Here is a 26,225-nt window from a genome sequence, read left to right as displayed (position 1 = left end):
AATCAGCCGATGCGCCAGGTGTCGCCACCCAGCAGCAGCTCTCCCAGGTCGCCGGGCCCCTTCTGGGCCACGGCCTCTTCCAGCTGCTCGGCCATGAGCACGTCATACGCCGGCCGGTCGACCTGGCGGAAGATGCCGATCGGCACGTGCTCGAAGGCCGGCTCGTCGAGCCTGCTGAGCGCGAACGCCACCGACGGGTCGGGGTTGTGCGCGTCGTGCACGAGGATCTCGTCCTCGCTCACGCCGTCGCGGGCCACGACCTCGATGCCGCCGTTCGCACTCCGTACGACCGCCTTGGAAGCGCTCGTGATCGGCTGCCCGTGCTCCAGCCGCAACGTGATGTCGTCACGGACCTCGGGGTCCTTGAGCTGCTCGAAGGCGTTGTCGTTGAAGATGTTGCAGTTCTGGTAGATCTCGACCAGCGACGTGCCGCGGTGCTCGGTCGCCTCGCGCAGCACCGACTGCAGGTGCTTGCGGTCGGAGTCGATGGTCCTGGCCACGAACGACGCCTCGGCGCCGATGGCCAGCGAGATCGGGTTGAACGGCTTGTCCAGCGAGCCCATCGGGGTCGACTTGGTGATCTTGCCGACCTCGGAGGTGGGGGAGTACTGGCCCTTCGTCAGGCCGTAGATCCTGTTGTTGAACAGCAGGATGTTCAGGTTGACGTTGCGCCGCAGCGCGTGGATCAGGTGGTTGCCGCCGATGGACAGCGCGTCGCCGTCACCGGTGATCACCCACACGCTCAGGTCGGGCCTGCTGGCCGCGAGCCCGGTCGCGATGGCCGGAGCCCGGCCGTGGATGGAGTGGAAACCGTAGGTGTTGAGGTAGTACGGGAAACGTGAGGAGCAGCCGATGCCCGAGACGAACACGATGTTCTCGCGCTTGAGCCCCAGGTCGGGCAGGAAGCTCTGCACCGCGGCCAGGATCGCGTAGTCACCGCAGCCCGGGCACCAGCGCACCTCCTGGTCGGACTTGAAGTCCTTCATGCCCTGCTTCACGTCGGTCTTCGGGATGAGCGACAGGCCCTTCCCATTAACCAGCTCAGTCACTGTCGATCACGTCCTGGATGACTCCGGCCAGCTCCTCGGCCTTGAACGGGAGCCCGCGCACACGGTTGTAGCTGATCACGTCGACGAGGAAGCGCGCCCGCAGCAGCAGCGCCAGCTGGCCGAGGTTGATCTCGGGCAGCAGCACCTTGTCATAGCGCTTGAGCACGTCGCCGGTGTTGGCGGGCAGCGGGTTGAGGTGACGCAGGTGGGTCTGCGCGACCTTGCCACCGCTCCTCCTGATGCGCCGCACGGCCGCGGCGATGGGCCCGTACGTGGAACCCCAGCCGATGACCAGCACCTTCGCGTCACCGTCGGCGTCGTCGACCACCAGGTCGGGCACGTCGATGCCGGCGATCTTGGCGGCCCTGGTGCGGACCATCAGGTCGTGGTTGTCCGGGTCGTAGGAGATGTTGCCGGTGCCGTCGGCCTTCTCGATGCCGCCGATGCGGTGTTCGAGCCCGGGGGTGCCGGGGATGGCCCACGGGCGGGCGAGGGTCTCGGTGTCACGCTTGAAGGGCAGGAACTCGCCGTCGGCGCCGTTGGGCTCGGTGGTGAACTCCTGCGAAATGTCCGGCAAGTCGGAAATTTCCGGTAGGCGCCACGGCTCGGAGCCGTTGGCCAGGTAGCCGTCCGAGAGCAACATGACCGGAGTGCGATATTTGACGGCGATCCTGGCCGCCTCGACGGCCGCGTCGAAGCAGTCGCTCGGCGACATCGGCGCCACGACCGGCACGGGCGACTCGCCGTTGCGCCCGAACAGCGCCATCAGCAGGTCGGTCTGCTCGGTCTTGGTCGGCATGCCGGTGCTCGGACCGGCCCGCTGCACGTCCACGACGATCAACGGAAGCTCGGTGGTGACCGCCAGGCCGACGGTCTCCGCCTTCAGCGCAACGCCGGGGCCGCTCGTCGTGGTGACGCCCAGCGCCCCGCCGAACGCCGCGCCCAGCGCCGCGCCGACGCCCGCGATCTCGTCCTCCGCCTGGAAGGTGCGGATGCCGAACCGCTTGTGCTTGCTCAGCTCGTGCAGGATGTCGCTGGCCGGGGTGATCGGGTAGGACCCGAGGAACAGCGGCAGCTTCGACTGCACGCTCGCGGCGATCAATCCGTAGGCGAGCGCCTGGTTGCCGGAGATGTTGCGATAGACACCCGGCGCCAGTTGCGCGGGCTTGACCTCGTAGGAGACCGAGAACGACTCGGTCGTCTCGCCATAGTTCCAGCCGGCCTGGAAGGCCGCGATGTTGGCCTTGGCGAGGTCGGGCTTCTTGGCGAACTTCTGCTCAAGGAACTTGACGGTCTGCTCGGTCGGCCGGTGGTAGAGCCAGGACAGCAGGCCGAGGGCGAACATGTTCTTCGACCGCTCGGCGTCCTTCTTGGACAGGTCGAAGTCTTCGAGCGCCTTGACCGTCAGCGAGGTCAGCGGCACCGCGTGCACCCGCCACTCGCTCAGCGACTCGTCCTCCAGCGGGCTGGTGGCGTAGCCGACCTTCTGCAGGTTGCGCTTGGTGAACTCATCGGTGTTGGCGATGATGTCCGCGCCCCTGGGCAGGTCGCCCAGATTGGCCTTGAGGGCGGCCGGGTTCATGGCCACGAGCACGTTCGGCGCGTCGCCGGGCGTGAGGATGTCGTGGTCGGCGAAGTGGAGCTGGAAGCTCGACACGCCGGGCAGGGTGCCTGCGGGCGCGCGGATCTCCGCCGGGAAGTTGGGCAGCGTCGACAGGTCGTTGCCGAACTCCGCCGTGCCCGCGGTGAAGCGGTCGCCGGTGAGCTGCATGCCGTCGCCGGAGTCTCCAGCGAACCTGATGATCACGCGATCGAGTTGCTGGACCTGCTTAGTCACAGCTCAATCCTCCTCGACACGCCGATGCGCGGTTGCCTGGGCGCGTTCTCTGTATCCATGCTAGATCCTCGGAAGGTCACGCGTTTGCCAGCCGCGTTGAGCGGGTAAACGCGGTGGACGTCAGTCAGGGTGAGGTGGGAGAGCGACGACACAGCCCGGACGCGAGCCTGCAGAGGTCTACATGCAGGCGGGCGAACAGGACGGTTCGGGTCACGAGCGCCAACTATACGTCCCCCCACTACGTGCGTTACGTCAGGGGCTGCTTACCTGGCAGCTCGTTTCCTGACCCGTACAGGCGTCCGGCCTGCATCCCCGCAGAGCCGTACAACTCGGGAACGGTGACGAAGCTGTAACCCTTCCCGCGCAACCTTTTGAGGATGTCCGGAACCGCCGCAACGGTTTCCCGATGAATGTCGTGCATAAGAATGATCGCACCTGGATGCGCCGCACGCACGGCCAGGTCCGCTATGTCGCCAGATTCGCCGGCCCGTCCCCCGATTTGGTCCTTCGTGTCGACGTCCCAATTGACCAGGGCCAGCCCCATCTCGCGGGCGACGTCACGCAGCCGCTCGCTCACCGCCCCGTACGGCGGCCGCACCAGCGTGGGCGTCTGCCCGATGGCGGCCGACACCGCGCTGTTGGTCTTCGTGAGCGAGTCGGCGATCTTGCTGCTGGCCTGCTTCGACAGGTCCCTGTGCGCCCAGCTGTGGTTGCCGACCAGGTGGCCTTCCGCGCTCATCCGGCGCACCAGCGCCGGCTGCGCCATCGCGTTGCTCCCGACAAGGAAGAACGTCGCCCGCGCCCGCTCCCGCTTGAGCGCGTCGAGCAGCTTCCCCGTGTACGGTCCAGGCCCGTCGTCGAACGTCAGCGCCACGCACTTGACCCGCGCGCAGTCCACGCTGCCTGCCCTGCTGCTGACCGCGTCGGGGCTGGTCGTGGGCGCGAACCGGGGCGGACCGCCGTGCGCCGCGCTCTCCGCGCGCACGCCCTCCTGCGCCCGCCGGCCCAGATCCGACAGCAGCGGCGCCGCCCGCCAGGCGGGCACCGCCACGGCCAGCCGGCCGAGCGAGCAGGGGCCGAGCTGGCAGTCGTCGAACTCGACGACGAGGTCTCCGCTCCGGTTGAAGGCCATCGAGTCGAACGCGTCCCCGCCGGGCCGCAGGTCGTCCTGCTCGATCTGCGGCTTGCGTTCCTTGAACTGCTCCTTGACCAGCGCCGTCAGCGTCCTGAGCGCCGCCTTGCCCGACAGCAGCCCGGTCGAGTCGACCGCCTTGCCGGCGCCCGGGTCGAACCAGTAGGTGCGGGTGGAGTTGCCCCATCTCGCGCCCAGATACTCACCGGTGCGCAGCCGGACCGCGACGGCCTGGGGCGAGGCGGCGGCGAGCTGCCAGTCCACGTTCAGCTCGGGGCGGGGCGTCAGGTGCTCGTCGCCCCGGGTGCGGTCGTGGAACTCCTTCATCTGCCGCTCGGCCTGGGCGCGCAGGGCCTTGGTGAGCGCGGGGGCGCCGGGCAGTTCGGGGTAGTTGATGTGCACGTATCTGCTGTCGGCCGAGTCGCCTTCGGTCAGCGTCCTGGTGGACAGGCCGACGATGCCGGCGGGGTCGACGAAGTCGATCATCGTCGGCTCTGCCGGGACCATGACGTCCTTCCCGTCGCCGGCGGCGGCCAGGCCGCAGCCGGAGGCTGAGAGGGTCAGCAGAGCGATTCCCATACAGAACCGCGATTTGTGCATGCTTGTCAGGGTATGGCGCTGATCTTACCTTTTACTCCGATTTTGTGGGATAGGTCCAGAGGCTTTGACCGGTGCGGGTACCTCTCCTCGGGTTACCATCGCGTTCATGGACGGCTACTTCGGCTCGTACGCGCTGGTCGCCGCACTGCTCGCCATCGGCGTCGCCATCGTGGCCGGCGCCCTCTTCGCCAACCGCCTCCTGCGCCCCAACCGCCCGACCCCGGAGAAGCTCACCACGTACGAGTGCGGGGTCGACCCCGTCGGGGAGGGATGGGCGCAGTCGCAGGTGCGCTACTACGTCTTCACGTACCTGTACGTCGTCTTCGCCGTGGACGCCGTCTTCCTGTTCCCCTGGGCCACCGTCTTCGACGCGCCCGGTTACGGGCTGACGACGCTGGTGGAGATGTTCGTGTTTTTGGGGTTCATCGCGCTGGGCATCGTGTACGCCTGGCGCAAACGCGTCTTGACCTGGACCTGAACGCGCCGCCGTCCCGCAGCGCACGAGACTCTCGGCGCGCTGAGACCCTCGGCGCACTGAGGTCTTCAGCGCACTGCGGCTCGCCCCCGCCAGCCCGCCGGATCCGCCCCAATGGTTCGCCCCATCCCCGGCCCGCCGGCTCCACGCCAGCGTCTCTCCTACCTCCGGTCTGCTGGCTCCGCCCCGACGTCTCGCCCGCCTTCGATCCGCCGGATCAGCCCCGACGTCTCGACCCGCCGGATCAGCCCCGACGTCTCGACCCGCCACCGGACGACCCGGCGCCCCCAGCCCTGCGATCCGTATCCCGACGCCTGGATTCTCACCGAACGGCGCCGCCGCTCCACCCTTCAACCGTCCAGCCCGCCCGACAGCTCGGTTACCCACCACTCCCGGCGGCACCACCCACCCCGGACCACCCGACCCACCCCGGACCGCACCGCACCGCCTCGCACCGTGCACTGCTAGGACGCGCAGGCTGGGCCGCCGCCGAACCCCCTTTGGGATCATTCCTTTGCCTGACCAGCGATCCGCGCAAGAATGGGCGGCATGGCAGCAACGGATCTCCCGATGCCCACCGTGGGCCCGATCTCCCGGTTGGCGCCCAAACCGATGCGGTTCGTGCTCAATTGGGGCCGCCGTTATTCACTCTGGGTGTTCAACTTCGGGCTGGCCTGCTGCGCCATCGAGTTCATCGCGACCTCCACCAGCCGCCACGACTTCATCCGCTTCGGCGTGATCCCGTTCGCGAACGGCCCCAGACAGGCCGACCTCATGATCGTCTCAGGCACGGTCACCGACAAGATGGCCCCGGCCGTCAAGCGCCTCTACGAGCAGATGCCCGACCCGAAGTACGTGATCTCGTTCGGGGCCTGCTCCAACACCGGCGGCCCGTACTGGGACTCCTACTGCGTCACCAACGGCGTGGACCAGATCATCCCCGTCGACGTGTACGTCCCCGGCTGCCCACCCAGGCCGGAAGCGCTCCTGTACGGCATCATGAAGCTCCAGGAGAAGATCGCCGGCGAGAAGCTCAGCGACCGCTACGTCTGGTCCCGCCCCCACGGCGACTCCCCGGAAGCGGACCAGTCATGACCGGCACGCCCCCGAACGGCCAGAACGACCCCCACGTGACCCCGCACGGGCAGGGCGACTCCACCACAACCCCGAGCGGCCAGGACGATCCCCGCAACACCCCGACCAGGCAGGACAACTCCGACCCCGCCCAGTCCGACACCGAAACAGCTGAGGCCGAAACAGCTGAGGCCGAAACAGCTGAGGCCGAAACAGCCCAAGGCGCAGTGACAGCCCGGATCTCGGCCCACTTCGGCGACCGCGTCGACATCTCGGAGTCGTACGGCGACACCACCGCCGATGTAGCCCCCGCCGACTGGATCGCCCTCCTCACCTACGCCCGCGACAACCTCGGCCACATCTTCTTCGACTGGCTGACCGGCGTCGACGACCCACCGGACGCCTTCCTCGTCGTGGCCCACGTCTACAACCCGGAGTCGGGCAGCCGCCTGCTCCTGCGCACCCGCGTACCCAAGGACCGCCCCCACCTCCCCACCGCCGTAGGCGTCTACCGGGGCGCGAACTGGCACGAGCGCGAGACGTACGAGATGTTCGGCGTGATCTTCGACGACCACCCCTACCTCGTGCCCCTCCTCCTGCCCGACGGCTTCGAAGGCCACCCGCTCCGCAAGGATTTCATCCTGGCCGCCCGCGTGGCCAAGCCCTGGCCGGGCGCGAAGGAACCAGGCGAATCAGGACACGGCTCCCCGAGCCGCCGCAAGACGCTTCCGCCAGGAGTACCCGCCGACTGGGGGCCGCCCGATGCTTGAAGTGGTGCTGAGCTTCGTCGTCATCCTGATCGTGTTCCTGGTGCTGCCCCTCATCATCGGGCAGACGGAGCACAAGGTCATGGCCCATATGCAGTCCCGCCTCGGCCCTATGTACGCGGGCGGTTTCCATGGCTGGGCGCAGCTCATCGCCGACGGGGTGAAGTTCGCGCAGAAGGAGGACATCATCCCGGCCGCGGCCGACCGCCGCATCTTCATGATCGCCCCAGGCGTGGCGCTCGTCCCGTACCTGGTCGTCCTGATCGTCATCCCCATCGACCGCGACCGCGTGGCCGTCGACCTCGACCTCGGCCTCTTCTTCGTCCTCGCCGTCATGGGCATCGGCGTCCTCGGCTCGATCATGGCGGGCTGGGCGTCGGCCAACAAATACTCGGTCCTCGGCGGCATGCGCTCGGCGGCCCAGCTCATGTCGTACGAACTGCCCCTCGTCCTCGCGGCCTCATCGGTGGCCATGGCGGCGGGCACCCTGTCGCTCCCCTCGATCGTCGAGGCGTGGCAGTGGTGGTGGCTGCCCTGGCAGGCCATCGGCGGCGTCGTCTTCTTCCTGGCAGGCCTGGCCGAACTCCGCCGCCCCCCGTTCGACATGCCGATCGCCGAGTCCGAGATCATCATGGGCCCGATGACCGAGTACACGGGCATGCGCTTCGCGCTCTTCATGCTCTCCGAGTACGCAGGCATCGTCGTCCTGTCGTTCCTGACCACCGTCCTGTTCCTGGGCGGCTGGCAGGGCCCGTTCCTGCCCGGGTGGCTGTGGACGCTGCTGAAGGTCTTCCTGCTGGCCTTCGTCGTGATCTGGCTCCGCGTCACCTACCCGCGACTGCGCGAGGACCAGCTCCAGAAACTGGCCTGGGCCGTCCTCGTCCCCCTGGCCCTCGTCCAACTCGCCTTGACCGGCATCATCAAGGTCCTCATCTAACCCCCACCCACAAACCCGAAGCCCCTCGGCATGGACGGGACTCGCTCGACCCCCTCGCCACACCTTCACTCGTGATCGATCGAGCACGTAACCCTGCGCCATCTTCCCGACCACGCGAAGATTCGCCGCCTTGCCCACATGCACGTCACCCGACCACGTCATGCGCCATGCACCCCCACACACATGCATGGCGCATGACCAAGCCCGACCGCTCACCCCTACACGCGTGCAGGGCGAATGACCAGGTCACGTCGAACCATTCACGCTTACGCATACACACGGCGGATGGCCACGTCCAACCATTCCCCAGCCGTACATCCACCACCCCAGCCACCGGTGGCGATCTGCGCCGGAATCGCGGGCGCGGCACTGATGGTCTATCTGGCCACGTCGGGGCTGTGGCTGGCCTGGCGCGGTCTGGCCACCTTCGGCCGGATCGTCCTCGACCTCGTGGACGGCAAGTGGCTCCTGGTGGCCTTCAGCCCCGTACTGCTCCTCCTGCGCCCCCTCCGAGCGAAGCTCCACCGCTACCGCGTCAAGCGCGGCATCGCCCTGGGCCGTACGCCGGCCTCCACCTCATTCTCGGCGACGCCAACAAGCTCCAGGTTCGCATCGGCAACGCCGTCCTAGCCGAGATCCGCCTCGGCGCGCTCCACGGCCAAGCGTTCAGCCTCCTCCTCTACCGCCACGAGAACCTGACCGGCCTCCTCATCAGCGACCGATACGGCCGCCCCCTCCACCACCTCCCCGGCAGGTGGTCCCCCCAACAAGCGGAACACTTCGCCAATCGACACGACCTCGCCCTGGCCGTTCACCAGATAGACCACGAGGAATACACAACCCTCACCAAACAAACCCGAGAAGCCACCCCATAACCCCGCCCACCCCACTCGCGCACACGGGACGTCGGCGCCGACTCCTTCCAGGGAGCGAGCACGAAGAGAGCCCAGGGGGCGAGCACGAAGAGAACCCCGGCCCCCTCACAAATCCCAGTGCTTCGAGAGCTCTCGGGGTTCTTCACGCGAGTGGTTCCCGATGGGCCGCGGTGACGGGTTCGGTAATATCAGCGGGAGCAGGGTGAAGCGTCGGAACGCCCTGCCGGCCGCCCGGGTCCCCATGGCGCCGATGGGAGACAGCCGTGGTGGATCGCCGACCGACCTTGATCATGGGAGCCCGCGGACACATCGGCCGGCTCGTGCTCGAACAGCTGCTGGCCGACGGCGTCCCGGTTCGGGCCTCCGCACGACGGCCGGAACCCGGTTGGTTCGCCGCGGACCTGACCGATCCGGCGAGCCTACGCCCGGCGTTCGACGGGATGACGCAGGTGTTCCTGTACGCCACCCACGAGGGCGCCCCCGCTGTCGCCGAGGTGGCGCGTGCCGCTGGGGTGGAACGCGTCGTGCTGATGTCCTCGGGCAGCGTGATCCACCCGACGTCGGCAGGCAACCCGATCACCGAGAGGCACCGCGAGACCGAGGCCGCGTTCGCCGCGGAGCCGGGGGTCGAGTTGGTGCCGATCCGGCCGCTGGTGCTCGCTACCAATGCTCTGGGCTGGGCTTATCCGATTCGCGGCGGTGGCGGCCTGCCGCTTTTCCAGCCGGACGCGCTCACCGCGCCGATCCATGAGCGCGACGTCGCCGCAGTGGTTTGCGCGGCGCTGACCGGTACGCCCACGCCGCCGATGAGCGGCATGCTCACCGGCCCGGCCCGGCTCACCCAGCGCGAGCAGGTCGCGGCGATCGGCCGCGCGGCGGGGAGGAAGATCCCGGTGATCGAGCTGTCCAAGGACGCCGCATTGGAACGCTTCTCGCGGTTCATGCCGGGCGAGGAGGCCGAGGCGGTGCTGCGGTTCCTCGATGACGCCGCCGCCGGGAACTCGCCGGCCACCTCCACCGTCGAGGAGGTGCTGGGTCGTGCCGCGATCGGGTTCGACCGGTGGGCGGCCGACCACGCGGCCGAGTTCCAGGCTGAGGAGGCCGTGCCGACGACATAGGCGTCCATCGGGGGTCCCCGCGCCCGCATAACGGGCTCGCCTCCCAACGTGCGGTCTCCAGCGTGCGGGTCTCCCAACGTGCGGGTCCCTGGTGAGCGGGCCCTTCGGCGTGCGGGCTTACCCCAACGCCCCCGCTCACCTCATCACTCACGAACCGCCCTACTTCGACAACATGCCCTGCACACTTCAGCCCAGGCAGGCCGAACCAGAACGTCCCTCCGTACATACACTCGACCGAGGAGCGCCGGGACGTGACCCCTTACCTGCACACCTGTACCCGTGCGGGCCGGACTGGAGCAGCCTTCTCTGCATACCCCGCCGCTGGTGGGTTGGACGGAACAGCTCTTCGTACACATCCCGGACCAGACCGAGCGGGAGGGGACCCGCTCTCCTGCATACCTCGACCCGACGAGCGAACAGCAGCACCTCTGTCCCGCGCACCCGAGGGCCCGCCGGTCGAACCAGAGCGTCTCCTTCTGCACACCTGAGCCCCCGGAACGCCCGAACACCCAACTCAGCGCACGATCGCCAGCATCACATCCGAAGCCGACGGCCGCTCATCAGGCCGCTTGTTCAGGCACGCCCCCACAATCCCCCGCAACCCAGGCGGCAACGGCGACAAATCAGGATGAACGGTAAGCACCCGGTTGAACACCGCCGGCACCGTGTCCTCCCCGAACGCCGGCCGCCCCGTCGCCGCGAACATGATCGTCACAGCCCAGCTGAACACATCAGAAGCCGGCCCCACGGTCTCCCCGGACAACTGCTCAGGCGACATGTAAGGCGGCGTCCCGACCATTTTCCCTGAGGTCATCGTCACCTGATCAAGCGCACGCGCGATCCCGAAGTCGATCACCCTCGGCCCGTCGTTCCCGATCAGCACGTTGCTCGGCTTGAAGTCACGATGCACGACTCCGGCCTTGTGGATGGCCGCCAACGCCCCGGCTGTGGATAACGCCAGCCGCGTCAAGCTGTCCTCGTCGCGCGGACCGTGCTTCCTGACGAGCTGCTCCAGCGACGGCCCCTCCACGTACTCGCTGACGATGTACGCCTGCTGCCCGGTGATGCTCACGTCGAGCACCCGCGCTGTGGAAAACGTCGCGACCCGCCGCGCCGCCTCGACCTCCCGCGCGAACCGGGTCCTGGCCGTCTCGTCCACCAGATCATGCAGCACCTTCACGGCGACCCGCGCCCCGTTGGGCGCCACGGCGAGGTAGACCGCGCCCTGCCCGCCCCGCCCGAGCGGCTGCAGCACGCGATAGTGCCCCACCCACTGCGGCTCGGTGCTCGAACGGTGGTGCGTGGGCGCGGTCGTTCGCTGTCGCAGGTCGACCGGCGGACGCGACGTCCCACCGAGCCGCGCGTGCGCCATCCCGCCCTGCCGTCCGCGTGCCGTCCCTTCCATCCCCGCGTGCGGAGGCCCTTCCAGCCGCCCGTGCGCCGCGCCTTCCAGTCGCGCGCGAACCATGAACGGCACCAGGACCGCCGAGTGCACGAGCCCACCGATCCAGCTGACCAGCAGCCCCATCGTCGCCAGCACGGACACCCCCGGCGGCCATTCCTCGTACTCGGTGTACGCCAAGGTCGCGATCACGAAGGTGCCGATGCCGACCAGGTAGACGGACGCGGCGGCGGCGTGCCAGAAGTTGCGCAGCCAGAACGCGGCGGCCCCGATGGTGAACGGAGTCGCCAGACCGCACGTGAACAGGGGCAGGCAGGCCCAAGCAACGGCGGCCGTCCACCTCAGGCCACTGGGGCGGACCGGATGGCTGTGTTGCATGGCCGAGAGACTATCGCCATGCAGTAGTTCATATCGGGCATGCGCACAGGTTGTGGATAACCACCCGTGAACCTGTGGACAGCTGTGGAAAAACTGGGGACAACGGCCTCACTCATTCACCTGCGCGGCCAAGTACGTCATGATGTTGAACCATGGCGCGGATTCCGGGAGTCGGACTGGCGAAAGGGCTGTCCATCACCCTTCGCCACATGCTGCGCAAATCCGTCACCCAGCAATATCCCGAGGTCAAGCCCACCCTCCCGCCCCGCAGCCGAGGCGTCATCGCCCTGGTTGAGGAAAACTGCACCTCTTGCATGCTCTGTGCCCGGGAGTGTCCCGACTGGTGCATCTACATCGATTCCCACAAGGAGACGATCCCGGCCCCCGAGGGCGGCCGCGCCCGCCAGCGCAACGTGCTCGACCGCTTCGCCATCGACTTCTCCCTGTGCATGTACTGCGGCATCTGCATCGAGGTCTGCCCCTTCGACGCGCTCTTCTGGTCTCCGGAGTTCGAGTACGCGGAAGGCGACATCCGCAACCTCCTCCACGAGAAGGACAAACTGGCCTCCTGGACGCAGACCGTTCCTCCACCCCCGGCCCACGACCCCGGCGCCGAACCTCCCAAGGAGCTGACGGCCGCCCCCCGCCGCCCGGCCCGCACCGCCGCAGCGGCCGACCGTCCGTCCCGCACCCCGGCCGCCGACCGCCCTGCACGTACCTCGGCCACGGACCGGCCGGCTCAGGCACCCGCCGAACGCCCAACCCGGCCTTCGTCCAGCGACGACTCAGCACGTACGCCGACAGAAGGCCAGGCGACCGACACCCCGAAAGCCGACACAGCAGGACCAGGCGCTCCGGCCACCGACACAACGGACATCTCACCCGCCGAACGCCCCCGTGCCTCAGACGAACCGGCCACCCCACAGCCAGGTTCGGGCGAGCCGTCCGCTCCAAGCGGTCGCCCCCGCCGTTCTATGGCGAACGTACGGGGAATCCGTCCTCCAGGTGCCCTGCCCACCCCGCAGGACACGACTCAAGCCGCCGGGGAAGAAGCCGCCCGTCCGTCGGCCCAGGCAGGCGAGGACGAGGACCGGTCCCAGAACGGCGAGAACACGCCATCCACCCAGACCCAGACGAGCCCCGAGCCGCCGTCCGGTTCTGAGCCTTCGTCGGAAGGGGCCGAGCCTCAAGCAGGGGGCCAGGCTGAGGCCGAGTCTTCATCCACAGGCCGGCCGCCTCCAGAAAAGTTGTCCACAGCTTCGGGCGAGCCGCAACCGAGCCCCGATCCCGAAGAGCAGACTTCTGCCGCGAGCCCTCGCCGGCGCAAGATGGCCGATCCACGGTCCATCCGCCCGCCGGGTCGGCTCGGTCCTGGCGAGACAAGGGAGTCCGAGGAGGAGTCGTGACCGAGGCGGTGCCCTCCTATCTGTCACCCACCGGGCAAGAGATCGTCTTCTTGCTCCTGGGCGCGGTAGCGGTTGGATCGGCGCTGCTCGTCGTCACGACCAGACAACTCGTCCACGCGGCCCTCTGGCTGGTGCTCTGCTTCGGCGCGCTGGCGGGCGGCTATCTCGTCCTGACCGCCGAGTTCGTGGCGTGGGTGCAGGTGTTGATCTACGTGGGCGCGGTGGTCGTGCTCATGCTGTTCGGCATCATGCTCACCCGCGCCCCCATCGGCCGCTCCGCCGACCTCGACAGCAACAACAGAGTGGTCGCCGCCGTGGTGGCGCTCGCGACGGCCGCGCTCCTCGTCACGGTGGTGATCGACGGCTTCCGTACGGCCTACGCCCCGCTCACTCCCGGCCCCGGCGCCGCCAAGGAACTGGGCGCCAGCGTGTTCGCCACATGGGTGCTGCCGTTCGAGGCACTGTCGGTGCTTTTGCTGGCCGCTCTGATCGGTGCCATCGTCCTGTCCCGCACCGACATCCCGGGCGGCTCGCCCGACCCGGGCACCGCCCAACTCGACGCACGCCCTGACACCTCCGGCAGCTCACCCGACCGACCCGAAAGCACGAGATCTCCCGCTCCAGGGGAGAGCACGGGGTCACCCCGTCGGCAGGAGAGTACCGGAGCACCCGACCGGACAGTGGACGGCTCGCCACCCGATCAGACCGGGGGTCATTAGTGCACATCGTCTACCCGGCGGTCGTCTCCGCGCTCCTGTTCTCCATCGGCGTCTACGGCGTGCTCGCCCGCCGCAACACGATCCTCGTGCTGATGTCGGTGGAGCTGATGCTCAACGCGGTCAACCTCAACCTGGTCGCGTTCGACGTGTGGCTCGGTGACCGCCTCCACAGCGGCCAGGTGCTCACCCTCTTCGTCATCGTCATAGCGGCGGCCGAGGTGGGCCTGGGCCTGGCCATCGTGCTGGCCCTTTACCGCAACCGCCGTACCGTCGACATCGACCACCTCCGCGACCTGGCCGAACCCACCGACGAACGTCTCACCCCGGCACAGACAGCCGTCCTCCACCCAACAGACGGCCACACGACCGCACCACCCACGCCGCCCTCACCTCAAACCCCGGCCTCGACCGCGAAGCCCGAGCCGATCACCGCGAGGGACGGCGCGTCGGCCACGGAGACGGACGACGCACGGGCTATCGGGACGGACAAGACGCCGGCCACCGACGGACCCCCGTCCAATGACGACCCCTCTCACCGGACCGCCTCCGGCGACACCCCCGAGGCAGCCGACGAGAACGAAGCGCCCGTCAAGCGAGGCGGTGGCCCACGATGACGACGACCTTCCCTCTGCTGGCCATCCTCCTGCCCTTCGTCGCAGCCTTCGCCGGCCTCCTGCTCTCCCGCTGGCCCCACCACAGCCGCCGAACACCCGCCATCACGCCAGCCGCCACCACGACGACCGCCACCGAAGCCGGCCAGGCGGACAGCACGGCAGGTGACCGAGCCAACACCCGAGCCGCCTGGATCGCGATCCTCCCCACCACAGCCGCGACCATCCTCGCCACCTGGCTGGCCTGGACCCCAGGCCTGTCCTATTTCACCGGCTCCGCCACCCCACCCACCGGCCAGACCTACGGCACGATCGTCACCGGCGCCGTCCCGATCTCCCTGACCCTCCAGGCCGACGCCCTGTCCAGCGTCCTCGGCGTCCTGGTGACCGTGGTGGCCCTGGCCGTACAGGTCTACTCGGTCGGCTACCTCAAAACCGACCCCCGCTACCCCTCCTACAGCGCGTTCATCAGCCTGTTCACCAGCGCCATGCTGCTGGTCGTCTACGCGGGCGACCTCCTGGTCCTCTACGTGGGCTGGGAGATCATGGGCCTGTGCTCCTACCTCCTCATCGGCCACTGGTGGGAAGACCGGGGGAATTCGCGCGCCGCGGTGAAGGCGTTCCTCGTGACCCGCCTGGGCGACGTCGGCTTCCTGTTCGGCATCTTCGTCCTGGGCCTGGGCGCGGGCAGTTTCCGCATCGCCGACGTACTGGCGAAGGTGCCGGAGATGTCCACGGCCACGCTGGTGACGGCCACGATGCTGCTGCTGGCGGGGGTGGCGGGCAAGAGCGCGCAGGTGCCGCTGCACACCTGGCTCCCCGACGCGATGGCCGGCCCGACGCCGATCAGCGCGCTGATCCACGCCGCCACCATGGTCGCCGCCGGCATCTTCATCGTGGCCAGGCTCTTCCCCGCGTTCCTCGCCGCCCGCCCCACGCTCGACGTGCTGGCCGTCGTCGCCGCGCTCGGCATGCTCGGCGCCGCCCTGGCCGCGCTCGCGCAGGACGACCTGAAACGCGTTCTCGCCTACTCCACGGTCAGCCAGCTCGCGTACATGGCGGGCGGCCTGGCCGCCGGCTCCGACACCGCGGCGATCTTCCACCTGCTGACCCACGGCGCGTTCAAGGCGCTGCTGTTCCTGTGCGCGGGCGCGGTGATCCACCACGTCGGCTCCAACCTGATGAGCCAGATGGGCGGCCTGCGCCGGGAGCTGCCGGTCACGTTCGTGACGATGACGATCGGCTTCGCCGCCCTGGTGGGCCTCCCGCCGGCCAGCGGCTTCTTCAGCAAGGACGGCCTCCTGCTGGCCATGGACGACGCGCTGACCGGCGGCGGCGCGGCGAGCGGGGGAGGCCTGACCGACGCGGCCGCCCTCCTCCTGTACGGGTGCGCGCTCGCCACCGTGGCCGTGACCGGCGCCTACGCCGCCAGAGCCTGGCTGCGCACCTTCTTCGGCGAGGCGAAGGCCGTGGCGCTGCCCGAGCCCGAGCCCGGCACCGCTCACGTCGTGGACGTCAGGGAGGCCCCCAGGACGATGCTCGTGCCGCTCGTCGTCCTCGCCGTCCCCGCCCTGCTGCTGGGCTTCGCCGGCGAACCGCACCTGGACCTCGGCGTGGCCGCCATCAGCGTGGTGCTCGCGCTGCTGGGCGCGGGGGCGACGTACGCGTTCTGGCGCAGCGACCCCGTCGCCGACCCGGCCCGCCTGCTGGGCCCGCTGCGGGCGCCGTGCGAGCGGGCGTTCTACGTCGACACCCTGTACGCCGCGCTGTTCGTCCGCCCGGTGCTGGCCCTGGCCAGGCTCGTCGTCAGAACGGACGACGTGGTCGTCGACGGGGCGGTACGCGGCTCGGGCAGATCGGCGCGCGGGCTGTCGGGCGTGCTGCGCCTGGCCCAGAACGGCAACGTCCAGCTCTACGTCAGCGGCGTCCTGGCCGGCGTCCTGTTGATCGCGGTGGGGGCGGTGGTGTTCACGTGACGACCGGGACGCGACGCGGCACCACGGAGGAAGGGGTGCCCGCATGATGGCCTGGATCCCCGTGGCGCTCCTCGCCGTGCCGCTGCTGGGCGCGCTCCTGCTCCTCCTCGCCCCGCAGCTGCTCCGCCCAGTGCTCCGTACGTACGGGCTGATCCTCTCCGGCCTCACATTGGCGCTGAGCCTGCTGCTGGTCGCCACGTTCGACTACGACCGGCCCGCAGACGTGCAGTTCGAGCTCGACCAGTCGTGGATCCCCGGCCTCGGGCTGCGGTTCCACCTCGGCGTCGACGGCATCTCACTGCCGCTGATCACCCTCACGGCCCTGCTGACGTTCCTCTGCTTCGTCTACCTGTGCTGGGGCAACGCACGAGCGTCCGGCCAACTCCTGACCACCAAACCGGCCACGAAAGCCGTGCCGACCACGGGAGCCGGACCGGCTGCGAAAACCGAACCGGCCACGGGGACCAGACCAAGAGCCCTGATCTTCACCCTGCTCGTCCTCGAAGTAGGCATGATCGGCACGTTCCTGGCCCTCGACCTCCTCCTCTTCTTCGTCTTCTTCGAGATCGTCCTCATCCCGATGTACTTCCTGATCGGCATCTGGGGCGGCGACGGACGCAGGGCGGCCTCGATCAAGTTCATCCTCTACACGCTGCTCGGCTCGGTCGTCATGCTGCTCGGCCTGCTCCTGATCTGGGCCCAGACCGGCACCCTCGACATCGTGGCGCTGAGCGCGTCCCACGGCGCGGGAATGTCCAGGTCCATCCAGATCCTGGCGTTCGTGGCGATCGGCATCGGCCTGGCGGTGAAAACCCCCATGTGGCCGCTGCACACCTGGCTCCCCGACGCGCACACCGAGGCCCCCACCGTCGGCTCTGTGCTGCTCGCGGGCGTGTTGCTGAAGATGGGCACGTACGGCTTCGCCAGGATCGCCATCCCCGTCCTGCCGGAGGGCGCGACGGCGATGGCCCCGTGGCTGGGCGCGCTGGCCGTGGTCGGCATCGTGTACGGCGCCCTGGCCTGCCTCGCCCAGCGCGACCTGAAACGCATGATCGCCTACTCCTCCGTCGGGCACATGGGCTTCGTCCTGCTCGGCTTCGCCACGCTCACCCCCGTGGGCGTCAACGGCGCCCTCTTCGCCAACGTCGCCCACGGCCTGATCACCGGCTTGCTGTTCTTCCTGGCCGGAGCGATCAAAGAACGCCACCACACCGCCGACATGCCCACCCTGGGCGGCGGCCTGCTGGCGACGCTGCCACGGCTGGGCGCTCTGCTCACGTTCGCGGCTATCGCGTCGCTCGGGCTCCCGGGGTTGGCCGGGTTCTGGGGGGAGATGCTGGCGCTGTACGGGGCGTTCCAGCCGGCCGCCGGGCTCCCGCGCGGGCTGTTCCTCACGTACATGGTGATCGGCGGGCTGGGCGCGGTCCTGACGGCGGCGTACTTCCTCGTCATGCTCTCCCGCCTCACCCACGGCCGCCCCCAGCCGCCAACCCCCACGAGCCCGTCCGGGACGAACGTCGTGGCCCCGCCCCCGGACACCTCCGACGAACAGCCCGCCGCCACGCCCGCGCACACCACCACGACCACCCTCGAACGACCCCCCACCGACAGCGCCATCGAGGACATCGACAGACACGAGCTCCTGGCCTGGACGCCGCTGGTGGTCCTGACCCTCCTGTTCGGCCTCTGGCCGGGCCTGCTGCTGTCGCTGACCACGCCGCCCGTCCAAGCCCTGCTGGGAGCCATCTCATGATCCAGCAGATCGACTACTTCGTGATCGCGCCACCGCTCGTGCTCGCCCTGGCGGCCGGCCTGGTGCTGCTGCTGGACGCGTTCCTGCCGGCCCGCCCGCGGACACGAACCGGCCTGGGCCTGGTCACGCTCGCGGGCGTCCTGCTCTCCTTGGGCTTCGTGGTCGCTCAGGCGGCCAGCGGCGGCTCGCCCCGGTCGACGTTCTGCGTCCCGCCGAACCTCGCCGAGGGCCTGCAACTGTGCTCGTACGTCACCGACGGATTCACCCTGATCTTCGCCGGCCTGATGCTCGTGGCCGCCGTGGTGATCGTCCTGCTGTCGATGACGGAGCTGGCAGGCGGCGCGATCCCCGTCGGCGAGTGGTACTTCCTGCTCCTGTGCACCCTCGTGGGCGCGGTCACCCTGCCCGCCTCCCGCGACTTGATCATGCTCGTGGTGGCGCTCGAACTGGTCTCGCTCCCGGTCTTCGCGCTCACCGCGCTGAAGCGCTACGACGGCCGCGCGTCCGAGGCCGCCGTGAAGCTCTTCGTCGTGTCGGTGGTCTCGACGGCGGTCATGCTGTTCGGCGTCTCCCTCCTGTACGGCATCTCGGGCACGGTCTACCTGTCACGCCTGGCGGCGGTCTTCAGCGGCCAGGCACCGGCTCCAGGCGTGCTGCCCGCGGCAGGTCAGGAGTTGCCCGCCGTCGTCACGGTCGGCGTGGTCCTCGTCGTCGCCGGCTTCGCCTTCAAGATCGCCGCGGTGCCGTTCCATTCGTGGGCGGCCGACGTCTACCAGGGCGCCCCCGTACCGGTGGCGGCGTTGCTCTCGGTCATCTCGAAGGCGGCCGGTTTCGCTGGACTGATCCTCATCCTGGTCACCGGCCTGGCCGGGCAGGCTGCCACGTGGGCCCCCATCGTCGCGATCGTAGCCGCGCTGACCATGACCGCGGGCAACCTGCTCGCCATGCGCCAGCGCTCGGCCGTACGCCTGCTGGCCTGGTCCTCGGTGGCGCAGTCCGGTTACATCCTGGCCCCGTTGGCGCTGGCGACGACGTCCGGCCCCGAACCCGGTCAAACCGGGGGAGCGATCAGCGCGTCCATCGCCTACCTGGTCATCTACGCCGCCATGAACCTCGGCGCATTCACCGTCGTCATGCTCGTCTCCCGATGGTCCGCCCGCAACGAGCTCGACGACTACCGCGGCCTGGTGTTCGGCCGCCCCGCCACGGGCATCGCGCTCGCGTTCTGCCTGATCTGCCTGGCCGGCCTGCCGCCGGGGCTGGCGGGCCTGTTCGCCAAGGTCTTCGTCTTCCGCGAGATCGTCGGCGGCGGGTACGGCTGGCTGGCCGTGGTCATGGCCGTCAACACGGTGATCGGCCTCTACTACTACGCCATCTGGACGGCCCGCCTCTTCGCCCCCGCCACGTCCACCGTCCCGCGGCGCGCCACGAGCACGTGGCTGGTCATGGCCATGGGCCTGGCCGTGGCCGCCGCCGTCCTCTTCTCGATCGCCCCCCAGCTCGTCCTGGACCTGACCACCTTGTCCCCCTCCGGGTAGGTAGGTCCCGCCCCGATCAAGCACCGGGGCTGTGGACAAGTCGCGCTCCGCCCTCGGCTGAGCACAACGGGGAACGAAGAACCGGGTCATCGTCGTTGGACGTATGGACCCGAACCACGAAGGGGGGAACCTTGCACCACAACGGCCTGCGCACCGCCGTTCTGCTCGGCGGGCTGTCGGCGTTGATTGTCGCGGTGGGCGCGTGGTTGGGCGGCGGCACCGGCGCGCAGTTCGCGTTCGTTCTCGCCCTGGTGAGCAACGGTGTCGCCTACTTCTTCTCCGACCGCATCGCCCTGTCGGCCATGCGTGCCAGGCCGGTCAGCGAGGTCGAACAGCCCACCCTCTACCGCATCGTCCGCGAGCTCTCCACCGAGGCCCGCCAGCCGATGCCGCGCCTCTACATCTCGCCCACAGTGCAGCCGAACGCGTTCGCGACCGGCAGAAGTCCCCGCCGAGCTGCGGTGTGCGTCACGTACGGACTGACGAAACTGCTCGACGAGGCCGAGCTGCGCGGCGTGATCGGCCACGAGCTGTCCCACGTCTACAACCGCGACATCCTCATCTCCTCCGTCGCCGGCGCGCTGGCCACGATGATCACCTGGCTCAGCTACGTGGCCGTCTTCTTCGGCGGCTCCGACGACGACGAGGGCCCCGGCTTCGTGGGCGCCCTGCTGATGATGCTCCTCGGCCCCGTGGCGGCCACCATGGTGCAGATGGCCATCACCCGCACGAGAGAGTTCCAGGCCGACGAATCGGGCGCCAGACTCACGGGTGACCCGCTCGCGCTGGCCTCCGCCCTCCGCAAGATCGAGATGGGCGCCCGCCGCCTCCCGCTCCCGGAAAACAGCCGCCTGACCTCGGCCGCCCACATGATGATCGCCAACCCGTTCAGCGGCTCCGGCCTCGCCCGCCTCTTCTCCACCCACCCGCCCACCTCGGAGCGAGTCGCCCGCCTGGAGCGAATGGCCGGCTACCGCCGCTGACCACCACGGGGCCTATGCGCCGGCCGCCGCGATCGCCTTCAAAATCACCGGCAGATCCTCGGGATACACAACCTCCTCAGTGGTTTCCAGCTCAGCGACACTCCACCACCGATACCCGATTGTCGTATCCTTCTCGATCTGCTCCATATGATCGAACGACACGGCCTCCGCCCCACCATTCACCCGAATCGCGAAGAAGACCTGATCCTGGGTGAAGGCGTACTCACTCCACTCGAACTCGACCAGCGCCTCGGCATGCGGCCCGCTGAACTCCTCCACGGAGGCCCGAATTCCGACCTCCTCATACAGTTCCCGCGCCGCGGCCTCCTGAGGCGTCTCATCGCCTTCCACGGCGCCCCCGATTGTGAACCAGAACCGCCGTTCAGGCTGGGCCGGATCGAGGCCGTGCAGCAGCAGTACGCGGTCGTGTCCGTCAACGGGCAGCACACGTGCCGTGAACCGGCGCAAAGGGATCTTCGTCACGTTTCCCGAGCATACGATCGAAACCAACCCAAAAACAGCATTACGGCCCTTCGAACATCACCCGGAAGCCCGCGGCATGGGAGAGGACGACAGCCCCGGGACACAGGGGAGGTAGAGAGAAGAAGCCCGCCACACATCTACACCGATATACACCGGCATATACCGGCATATAACGACGAAGCCCTCTTCGCTCCCCGTGCCCCGGATGCGCTCCGCTCTCCGCGACGCTCGTGCTACTTCGGAGCCGTACAGCATGCCCTGGCTGGCTAGCGGTAGTTCACGAACTGGAGGGCGATGTCCAGGTCCTTGCCCTTCAACAGCGTGATGACGTCCTGCAGATCGTCCTTCTTCTTGGAGCTCACCCGAAGCTCCTCGCCCTGAATCTGAGCCTTGACCCCCTTCGGCCCCTCATCGCGGATCATCTTGGAGATCTTCTTCGCATGCTCCTGATCGATCCCCTCCTTGAGGGCGACCGCCATGCGGTATTCCTTCCCCGAAAGCTTGGGCTCGCCCGCATCGAGCGTCTTAAGCGAAAGACCCCGCTTGACCACCTTGTCCTTGAACACGTCGAGCGCGGCGTTAGCCCGCTCCTCACTGTTCGCCTTGATCTCGATGTTGTTCTGCCCGGACCACTCGATACTCGCCCCGGTGCCCTTGAAGTCGAACCGGTGCCCGAGCTCCTTGACCGTCTGGTTGAGAGCGTTGTCGACCTCCTGGCGGTCGATCTTGCTGACGATGTCGAACGATGAATCGGCCAAAGTACACATCCTCTCAGCTGCGATGAATTCAGGCCCAGCCCCGAAACGCTCCGGACCCAGCGAACGAGCCTAGCCAGCATCGCCCTCCAGTGCAGGCCCCCAACCCACCCCACACCCTCCCCGCCCCCGTTTCACCCCGTTTTGCCCCACCCTCAACCCCCATTCACGCCCCTCACACCCACAACACCCCCGCCCTCACACCCCTCCCGGCCACCCCGTCAAGCAACGCGACGCCACCCACACCCGCACAGCACCTCTGGACGCATACCCACCTCCGCCGACACACCCAACCCCTTGCCCACCAACACGCCCGCAGACCTCTCACCAACCACATCGAATCCCTGCTCCAGACCCTCACGACCAGCTCCCGGCCCATCGGAACCTGGGGATCAGCCTCGGCCCCCCAAGCGGATCACCTCATGGGACAAAGGCCGCGAGAGGCCGCTCCACCCCCTCCCTCCTCAAGACACGAAGCGATCAGGATCCGGCTCGGGACAAACCGGTGTCACGTGCACCCCCGAAGTCCGCTATTCTTCTGTCTGTCGCCGCGAGAGCGGATGGCACGGCAGGTTGCCCGAGTGGCCAAAGGGAGCGGTCTGTAAAACCGTCGGCTCAGCCTACGCAAGTTCGAACCTTGCACCTGCCACCAGCAGTAAGCGCAGCTCAGAGGCCCTTCGGGGCCTCTTCTGCGTTTCAGGGGTGTGCAGCCGTGAGCCGCCCTGAGCGGCCGTTTGTCGCTGGTCGCGGGATATATGCGGGATGGATCTGGGGACGTTTCCCCAGGTCGAGGCCCATGATCCGGAGTATGTGCGGGATGACGTGGCCCCAGCAACGCCGAAAGGCCCCGGGGAAACCGGAGCCCTTCGAGTGGTGCCGTCCGTGATCTCATACAGTGAGTACGTCCGCGATCCGCTGGTTGACGATCTCCTCCTGGCCGTCGATGCACTTGGCATAGACCCTCAGCAGGACGTCCACCCCGTGGCCGGCCCGGGCGGCCACCTCTGGAGCCGGTACGCCGCCGTTGAGCCAGAGCGAGACGGCCGCGTGTCGCAGATCGTACGGCCGCCGCGCGAGCGGTGAGGCGACCTGAACTGGTGTGAGAGCGAGGGTGCGGGCTTCCTGCCAGACCTCGGCGTAGGCCGTCGAGGCGACCACGCCGCCGCGCTCACTGCGGAACAGCCGCCCGTCAGGCGCGACACCGAACTCTTCGATGTGTTGCCGAAGGATCTTGACCAAGTCCGGCGGGATCGGGATGCGGCGGACGTCGTCCTCGCCCCGATGCTTGAGGCCGCGCCGCTCGTGTGCGTCTCCGGTGTCGGTCCAGCGGCGGTTCACCTCGGGTCGCGAGCCGTCGAGCGTGAGCCGTCCCCAGCCGTCCGCTGGGAGGTAGCAGTCCTGCTCGCGGAGGCTGACCGCCTCACCAGGCCGGAGAGCGGCGTAGTACATGCAGGCGAACATGCCCATCAACCGACGCCCCCGCCCCTTCCCGTCACGCTGGCGCTTTCCCACGTAGGTGAGCGCCACGAGGAGTTCCCTGGCCTGGCGAGGGTTGACCACGACCCGCGGATCCACGGTCTCGGTCGTCTTCGGGAGCTTCCACTTGATCCGGTGCAGCGGGTTGGACGGCAGCTCTTCCAGCTCTACCGCGTACTCCAAGACGTGGTGAAGGACAGCGCGCTTGCGCCTGATCGTGTTGGCGCCGGCCTGCTTGCCGTCGAGGCGGAGGGCGAGGGAGTCAAGCGGCGGCGCGGCGCGCCGCCGTACCCCCGGCCCTCCGCCCGCCCGCCGTCCGGGCGTGCGGCCTGGGGGCCGGTCCCGGACGGCGGCGGGACCCGGGCCGGCCACCGCACGCCGCCCCCGCCGTACTTGCCGAAGGCGCCGACCGCGGTTGCCACGCCGCCGCACAGATACAGCCCTACGATCGCCACTGCATGGCTGGGCATCGAGCATGGTCGGGGGCGATCGAAGGTCCAGGGCTTCGTTCCTCAGCCCTGGCCCACCGAGCAGGATGGCTACCGCCGTTTCCAAGCTGAGGCATGTAGCCAGCGCCTTGGAGCTGGATCGAGTCGTCTCCCGCCATCTGTTTGCCCTGGTCGGTCTCACTCAGGTAGCAGGTTGAAGCCGTTGTCGACGAGTGCGCTGATGGCGGCTTCAATATGGTCGCGCGTGACCCGATCGACCACGACAAGGTTGGGCTCTCTGAAGAAGCCTGCGCCGTTTGACATCTCCTCAGCGATCTCCTGCCCAAGTCGGACAGGATCGTAGAACACTGGGCGGTAGTACTGTCCCTCCCGCTCGACCAGGACATCCGAGAACCAGCCCTTGGCCTCGATGAGGGGCGCCTGCTCGTCGAAGTAGTGCGGCCAACGCACGCTGAACACGGCGCGAGTCTACCGATCCGGCATAACCGAGCGATCATGATTGACCCTGCTCGCGGGATATGCGCGGGATGATCTTTCCTGATAGGGGAGAGGCGAGAGCCGTACCTGGAGGTCAGGGGCCTGATGCGGTCTGGAGCGTCGGCCCGCTGTAAAACCGTCGGCTCAGCCTACGCAAGTTCGAACCTTGCACCTGCCACACGCGGTTAGCGCAGCTCAGAGGCCCTACGGGGCCTCTTCTGCATTTCAGGGGTCATGCAGCCGGATGTCGCCGTGAGGCGGCCTGCTTGTCGCAGGTCCCGGAATATGTCCGGAATGGATCTTGGAGCGTTTCCCCTGGTCGGAGGCCGTGATCCGGAGGATTCGCGGAATGCTCGGGCGTGGGAACGGCGAAGGGCCCCGGTGGCGTTCCGGGACCCTTCAGGGTGATGCTGGTTGATCATTCGGGGAGAGCGTCCTCAATCCGCTTGTTGGCGATCTCCTGCTGGCCGTCGAGGCACTTGGCATAGACCCTGAGGAGCACGTCCACGCCGTGCTCGGCGCGCTCGGCTACATCAGGGGCGGACACACCCACGTTCAACCAGAGGGACACTGCCGCGTGTCTCAGGTCGTACGGGCGGCGAGCGAGGGGTGAGGCGAACTGGGCGGGCGTCAGGGTCAGCTTCCGGGCCTCTTGCAGACCTCCGTGTAGGCCGTCGAGGTCATGACTCCACCACGCTCGCTGCGGAACAGCCGGCCATCCTCGGCGCCGCCGAACTCCTCGATATGTTGCCGAAGAATTCGGACCAACTTGGGCGGGATGGGCACCGGGCGGACATCGTCGTGGCCCTGGTGCTTGAGCCCGCGTTCCTCGTGGGCGTCGCCGGTGTCGGTCCACCGTACGTTGACCTCTGGGCGGGAGACATCCACGAGGATGCGGCCCCGCAACTCCCGGCCGAGCAAGGTAGGAACCATGGATTCAGAACAGATCAAGGTGGATCCGGCCTCCCGCATGGAGTGCGACCTGCGCACGCTGATGGCCCGCTGGGACACGATCCCCCAGGGCGTCTGGATGGGCCCGCACGCGCCCGGCTGGACCCACCTGTTCGTCTTCGGCATGTACTCGTTCCACCCCGCCCTCCGGGATCTGGGCAAGCGGCGGGTCTTCGAGATGTACAACGCGGGAGAGGTGGGGGAAGGGCTTGAGCCGCTGTATCTGAACTACGACGGAGAGCGGCTCGGTGATGTCACCCCACCTTACGAGGAAGGCGGGGACATGGAGCTTCCCGACTACCGGCCCTACACGGCGGGGCTGGAACTCGGCAGGAGGAGCGGCACCGCCCGTGAGGCGCACCTGATGTTCTGCGTGGCGGGGCGGATCACGGGGCGCTTCGCCGACCGGGAATGGTGGACGTCGCCCCGTACCTATTACCAGATCCCCATCCGGTCATAAGCGGGGGCGTGCTCAGGGGTGGAGCGTCAGGCCCTTCAGTGCCTTATCCACGCCGTTCCGTCCCCCGTGCACGGCGATCCCGACCAGTTCCATCTCCCCTGCCGCCATGGCCCGCACCGCCGCCCGGTCGGCCACGTCGTGCCCCGTCTGCTGCAGCATCAACCAGGGCCCAAACTAGCGCCACCAGCGCCACGCAGCATGCCTCGGCCGTGCCGATGAACGCGATGTACTCGTGCCACCCGTTCAACTTCGATTTGGTGAGCGCGGAGATCGCGAGCACCTCGCCCAAGCATAGAATAGTCATAGTCACGAGAACCACCGCACGCTCCACCACTCCGCGCAGCATGCGCTTAACAAGTCCGGCTTCCAATCCTACGGCGATCAGCAATAGTGGGACGATTTGGCTCAACTGGGCGAAGTACTCCTGATCGACACCTCCTGTGTAGACGCCGTTACGTTCGAATTCTTGAGTCCAAAGCGACGACGTTACATACGCCACGAAGGTTCCCACCAGTAGCGGAAGCGCCACCCGGAAGCGCTCCCA

At 68.3% G+C, this 26,225-nt stretch carries 26 protein-coding genes, 1 tRNA gene and 1 pseudogene; 15 read left to right on the top strand and 13 right to left on the bottom strand.

Features of this window, described 5'->3' with window-relative positions; all coding sequences use genetic code 11:
- Positions 1-2: 2 nt before the first annotated feature.
- The 4 genes from AB0C27_RS20590 to AB0C27_RS20575 all read right to left on the bottom strand — a co-directional run bounded on the left by AB0C27_RS20590 (position 3) and on the right by AB0C27_RS20575 (position 4,597).
- Positions 3-1,049, bottom strand: coding sequence for a 2-oxoacid:ferredoxin oxidoreductase subunit beta (locus AB0C27_RS20590; RefSeq protein WP_346101041.1), 1,047 nt, complete (start codon positions 1,047-1,049; stop codon positions 3-5).
- Positions 1,042-2,886: a 2-oxoacid:acceptor oxidoreductase subunit alpha gene (locus AB0C27_RS20585; RefSeq protein ID WP_357846173.1), complete on the bottom strand. Its 1,845-nt coding sequence runs from the start codon at positions 2,884-2,886 to the stop codon at positions 1,042-1,044. The genes AB0C27_RS20590 and AB0C27_RS20585 overlap by 8 nt, the downstream gene beginning before the upstream one ends.
- 124 nt (positions 2,887-3,010) lie before the next feature.
- Positions 3,011-3,100, bottom strand: coding sequence for a putative leader peptide (locus AB0C27_RS20580; RefSeq protein ID WP_311132193.1), 90 nt, complete (start codon positions 3,098-3,100; stop codon positions 3,011-3,013).
- Between the two features lie 33 nt (positions 3,101-3,133).
- Positions 3,134-4,597 carry a polysaccharide deacetylase family protein gene (locus tag AB0C27_RS20575; RefSeq protein ID WP_357846170.1) on the bottom strand — a complete coding sequence of 488 codons (1,464 nt, stop codon included), beginning with the start codon at positions 4,595-4,597 and terminating at the stop codon, positions 3,134-3,136.
- Between the two features lie 127 nt (positions 4,598-4,724).
- Here AB0C27_RS20575 and ndhC point away from each other — a divergent pair, with 127 nt between their 5' ends.
- The 5 genes from ndhC (at position 4,725) to AB0C27_RS20550 (ending at position 8,501) form a co-directional block, all read left to right on the top strand.
- The gene (ndhC, locus tag AB0C27_RS20570; protein ID WP_346101044.1) at positions 4,725-5,096 is read left to right on the top strand and encodes an NADH-quinone oxidoreductase subunit A; all 372 of its coding nucleotides are present in this window, start codon (positions 4,725-4,727) and stop codon (positions 5,094-5,096) included.
- A 609-nt stretch (positions 5,097-5,705) separates the two neighbouring features.
- Entirely contained in the window at positions 5,706-6,188 is a 483-nt protein-coding gene (locus tag AB0C27_RS20565; RefSeq protein WP_245956180.1) for an NADH-quinone oxidoreductase subunit B, read from the top strand.
- Positions 6,185-6,937, top strand: coding sequence for an NADH-quinone oxidoreductase subunit C (locus tag AB0C27_RS20560; protein ID WP_357846168.1), 753 nt, complete (start codon positions 6,185-6,187; stop codon positions 6,935-6,937). Before AB0C27_RS20565 ends, AB0C27_RS20560 begins: the two co-directional genes overlap by 4 nt.
- Positions 6,930-7,871, top strand: a complete 942-nt coding sequence (nuoH, locus tag AB0C27_RS20555) for an NADH-quinone oxidoreductase subunit NuoH (protein WP_357846166.1) — start codon at positions 6,930-6,932, stop codon at positions 7,869-7,871. Before AB0C27_RS20560 ends, nuoH begins: the two co-directional genes overlap by 8 nt.
- 285 nt (positions 7,872-8,156) lie before the next feature.
- Positions 8,157-8,501 carry a hypothetical protein gene (locus AB0C27_RS20550; RefSeq protein ID WP_357846164.1) on the top strand — a complete coding sequence of 115 codons (345 nt, stop codon included), beginning with the start codon at positions 8,157-8,159 and terminating at the stop codon, positions 8,499-8,501.
- Here the strand turns inward: AB0C27_RS20550 and AB0C27_RS20545 are convergent.
- Positions 8,498-8,698, bottom strand: a complete 201-nt coding sequence (locus tag AB0C27_RS20545; protein WP_357846162.1) for a hypothetical protein — start codon at positions 8,696-8,698, stop codon at positions 8,498-8,500. The genes AB0C27_RS20550 and AB0C27_RS20545 overlap by 4 nt on opposite strands.
- Positions 8,699-9,009: 311 nt before the next feature.
- On the opposite strand from AB0C27_RS20545, the gene AB0C27_RS20540 reads away from it, so the two are divergent.
- Positions 9,010-9,864: an NAD(P)H-binding protein gene (locus AB0C27_RS20540; RefSeq protein ID WP_357846160.1), complete on the top strand. Its 855-nt coding sequence runs from the start codon at positions 9,010-9,012 to the stop codon at positions 9,862-9,864.
- A gap of 514 nt (positions 9,865-10,378) precedes the next feature.
- Here the strand turns inward: AB0C27_RS20540 and AB0C27_RS20535 are convergent.
- Positions 10,379-11,644, bottom strand: coding sequence for a serine/threonine-protein kinase (locus tag AB0C27_RS20535; protein WP_357846158.1), 1,266 nt, complete (start codon positions 11,642-11,644; stop codon positions 10,379-10,381).
- Between the two features lie 152 nt (positions 11,645-11,796).
- Between AB0C27_RS20535 and AB0C27_RS20530 the strand changes: the two genes are divergently transcribed.
- The 7 genes and pseudogenes from AB0C27_RS20530 to htpX all read left to right on the top strand — a co-directional run bounded on the left by AB0C27_RS20530 (position 11,797) and on the right by htpX (position 20,630).
- On the top strand, positions 11,797-13,050 hold the full coding sequence (locus AB0C27_RS20530; RefSeq protein ID WP_357846156.1) for a 4Fe-4S binding protein: 1,254 nt from the start codon (positions 11,797-11,799) through the stop codon (positions 13,048-13,050).
- Positions 13,047-13,769, top strand: a complete 723-nt coding sequence (locus AB0C27_RS20525) for an NADH-quinone oxidoreductase subunit J (RefSeq protein WP_357846154.1) — start codon at positions 13,047-13,049, stop codon at positions 13,767-13,769. The genes AB0C27_RS20530 and AB0C27_RS20525 overlap by 4 nt, the downstream gene beginning before the upstream one ends.
- A pseudogene (gene nuoK / locus AB0C27_RS20520) lies at positions 13,769-14,071 on the top strand (NADH-quinone oxidoreductase subunit NuoK); the annotation flags it as partial. The gene AB0C27_RS20525 and the pseudogene nuoK, both read left to right, overlap by 1 nt.
- A 308-nt stretch (positions 14,072-14,379) precedes the next feature.
- A complete protein-coding gene (locus AB0C27_RS20515) occupies positions 14,380-16,356 on the top strand; it encodes an NADH-quinone oxidoreductase subunit L (protein WP_357846152.1) in 1,977 nt (658 codons plus the stop codon).
- A 43-nt stretch (positions 16,357-16,399) separates the two neighbouring features.
- A complete protein-coding gene (locus AB0C27_RS20510) occupies positions 16,400-18,109 on the top strand; it encodes an NADH-quinone oxidoreductase subunit M (protein ID WP_357846150.1) in 1,710 nt (569 codons plus the stop codon).
- The gene (locus AB0C27_RS20505; RefSeq protein WP_357846148.1) at positions 18,106-19,647 is read left to right on the top strand and encodes an NADH-quinone oxidoreductase subunit N; all 1,542 of its coding nucleotides are present in this window, start codon (positions 18,106-18,108) and stop codon (positions 19,645-19,647) included. The genes AB0C27_RS20510 and AB0C27_RS20505 overlap by 4 nt, the downstream gene beginning before the upstream one ends.
- Before the next feature lie 131 nt (positions 19,648-19,778).
- The gene (gene htpX / locus AB0C27_RS20500; protein WP_346101073.1) at positions 19,779-20,630 is read left to right on the top strand and encodes a zinc metalloprotease HtpX; all 852 of its coding nucleotides are present in this window, start codon (positions 19,779-19,781) and stop codon (positions 20,628-20,630) included.
- A 12-nt stretch (positions 20,631-20,642) separates the two neighbouring features.
- Here the strand turns inward: htpX and AB0C27_RS20495 are convergent, their stop codons facing one another.
- Entirely contained in the window at positions 20,643-21,113 is a 471-nt protein-coding gene (locus AB0C27_RS20495) for an NUDIX domain-containing protein (protein ID WP_357846145.1), read from the bottom strand.
- A 266-nt stretch (positions 21,114-21,379) separates the two neighbouring features.
- Positions 21,380-21,880, bottom strand: coding sequence for a YajQ family cyclic di-GMP-binding protein (locus tag AB0C27_RS20490; RefSeq protein ID WP_357846143.1), 501 nt, complete (start codon positions 21,878-21,880; stop codon positions 21,380-21,382).
- 555 nt (positions 21,881-22,435) lie between these two features.
- Between AB0C27_RS20490 and AB0C27_RS20485 the strand changes: the two genes are divergently transcribed.
- Positions 22,436-22,520, top strand: a tRNA-Tyr gene (locus tag AB0C27_RS20485).
- 236 nt (positions 22,521-22,756) lie between these two features.
- On the opposite strand, the gene AB0C27_RS20480 is transcribed toward AB0C27_RS20485, so the two are convergent.
- The 4 genes from AB0C27_RS20480 to AB0C27_RS20465 all read right to left on the bottom strand — a co-directional run bounded on the left by AB0C27_RS20480 (position 22,757) and on the right by AB0C27_RS20465 (position 25,203).
- Positions 22,757-23,716, bottom strand: coding sequence for a hypothetical protein (locus AB0C27_RS20480; protein ID WP_357846141.1), 960 nt, complete (start codon positions 23,714-23,716; stop codon positions 22,757-22,759).
- 254 nt (positions 23,717-23,970) lie between these two features.
- On the bottom strand, positions 23,971-24,252 hold the full coding sequence (locus AB0C27_RS20475; RefSeq protein WP_106247294.1) for a hypothetical protein: 282 nt from the start codon (positions 24,250-24,252) through the stop codon (positions 23,971-23,973).
- A gap of 436 nt (positions 24,253-24,688) precedes the next feature.
- The gene (locus AB0C27_RS20470) at positions 24,689-24,841 is read right to left on the bottom strand and encodes a hypothetical protein (RefSeq protein ID WP_357846139.1); all 153 of its coding nucleotides are present in this window, start codon (positions 24,839-24,841) and stop codon (positions 24,689-24,691) included.
- Between the two features lie 65 nt (positions 24,842-24,906).
- Complete coding sequence (locus AB0C27_RS20465) at positions 24,907-25,203, bottom strand: hypothetical protein (RefSeq protein ID WP_357846137.1); 297 nt, start codon at positions 25,201-25,203, stop codon at positions 24,907-24,909.
- Here AB0C27_RS20465 and AB0C27_RS20460 point away from each other — a divergent pair.
- Positions 25,202-25,681 (top strand): hypothetical protein, encoded by a 480-nt coding sequence (locus tag AB0C27_RS20460; RefSeq protein WP_357846135.1) that lies wholly within the window; start codon positions 25,202-25,204, stop codon positions 25,679-25,681. The genes AB0C27_RS20465 and AB0C27_RS20460 overlap by 2 nt on opposite strands.
- Before the next feature lie 12 nt (positions 25,682-25,693).
- Here the strand turns inward: AB0C27_RS20460 and AB0C27_RS20455 are convergent, their stop codons facing one another.
- On the bottom strand, positions 25,694-25,789 hold the full coding sequence (locus tag AB0C27_RS20455) for a DUF2000 family protein (RefSeq protein WP_357846650.1): 96 nt from the start codon (positions 25,787-25,789) through the stop codon (positions 25,694-25,696).
- Positions 25,790-26,225: the final 436 nt, after the last annotated feature.

Origin of the sequence: Nonomuraea sp. NPDC048882 (assembly GCF_040649755.1) — a bacterium.
Classification (GTDB): domain Bacteria; phylum Actinomycetota; class Actinomycetes; order Streptosporangiales; family Streptosporangiaceae; genus Nonomuraea; species Nonomuraea maheshkhaliensis.
This window is presented reverse-complemented; position numbering and strand designations above follow the sequence as displayed.

Excerpts from the sequence above, each read along its gene's own strand:
- nuoH (WP_357846166.1), top strand. The coding sequence starts at position 6,930 with ATGCTTGAAGTGGTGCTGAGCTTCGTCGTCATCCTGATCGTGTTCCTG.
- AB0C27_RS20550 (WP_357846164.1), top strand. The coding sequence starts at position 8,157 with ATGGCCACGTCCAACCATTCCCCAGCCGTACATCCACCACCCCAGCCA.
- AB0C27_RS20510 (WP_357846150.1), top strand. The coding sequence starts at position 16,400 with ATGATGGCCTGGATCCCCGTGGCGCTCCTCGCCGTGCCGCTGCTGGGC.
- AB0C27_RS20490 (WP_357846143.1), bottom strand. The coding sequence starts at position 21,880 with ATGTGTACTTTGGCCGATTCATCGTTCGACATCGTCAGCAAGATCGAC.
- AB0C27_RS20535 (WP_357846158.1), bottom strand. The coding sequence starts at position 11,644 with ATGCAACACAGCCATCCGGTCCGCCCCAGTGGCCTGAGGTGGACGGCC.
- AB0C27_RS20560 (WP_357846168.1), top strand. The coding sequence starts at position 6,185 with ATGACCGGCACGCCCCCGAACGGCCAGAACGACCCCCACGTGACCCCG.
- AB0C27_RS20465 (WP_357846137.1), bottom strand. The coding sequence starts at position 25,203 with ATGGTTCCTACCTTGCTCGGCCGGGAGTTGCGGGGCCGCATCCTCGTG.
- AB0C27_RS20455 (WP_357846650.1), bottom strand. The coding sequence starts at position 25,789 with ATGGCGGCAGGGGAGATGGAACTGGTCGGGATCGCCGTGCACGGGGGA.
- AB0C27_RS20530 (WP_357846156.1), top strand. The coding sequence starts at position 11,797 with ATGGCGCGGATTCCGGGAGTCGGACTGGCGAAAGGGCTGTCCATCACC.
- AB0C27_RS20575 (WP_357846170.1), bottom strand. The coding sequence starts at position 4,597 with ATGGGAATCGCTCTGCTGACCCTCTCAGCCTCCGGCTGCGGCCTGGCC.
- AB0C27_RS20505 (WP_357846148.1), top strand. The coding sequence starts at position 18,106 with ATGATCCAGCAGATCGACTACTTCGTGATCGCGCCACCGCTCGTGCTC.
- AB0C27_RS20565 (WP_245956180.1), top strand. The coding sequence starts at position 5,706 with ATGCGGTTCGTGCTCAATTGGGGCCGCCGTTATTCACTCTGGGTGTTC.
- ndhC (WP_346101044.1), top strand. The coding sequence starts at position 4,725 with ATGGACGGCTACTTCGGCTCGTACGCGCTGGTCGCCGCACTGCTCGCC.
- AB0C27_RS20515 (WP_357846152.1), top strand. The coding sequence starts at position 14,380 with ATGACGACGACCTTCCCTCTGCTGGCCATCCTCCTGCCCTTCGTCGCA.
- AB0C27_RS20460 (WP_357846135.1), top strand. The coding sequence starts at position 25,202 with ATGGATTCAGAACAGATCAAGGTGGATCCGGCCTCCCGCATGGAGTGC.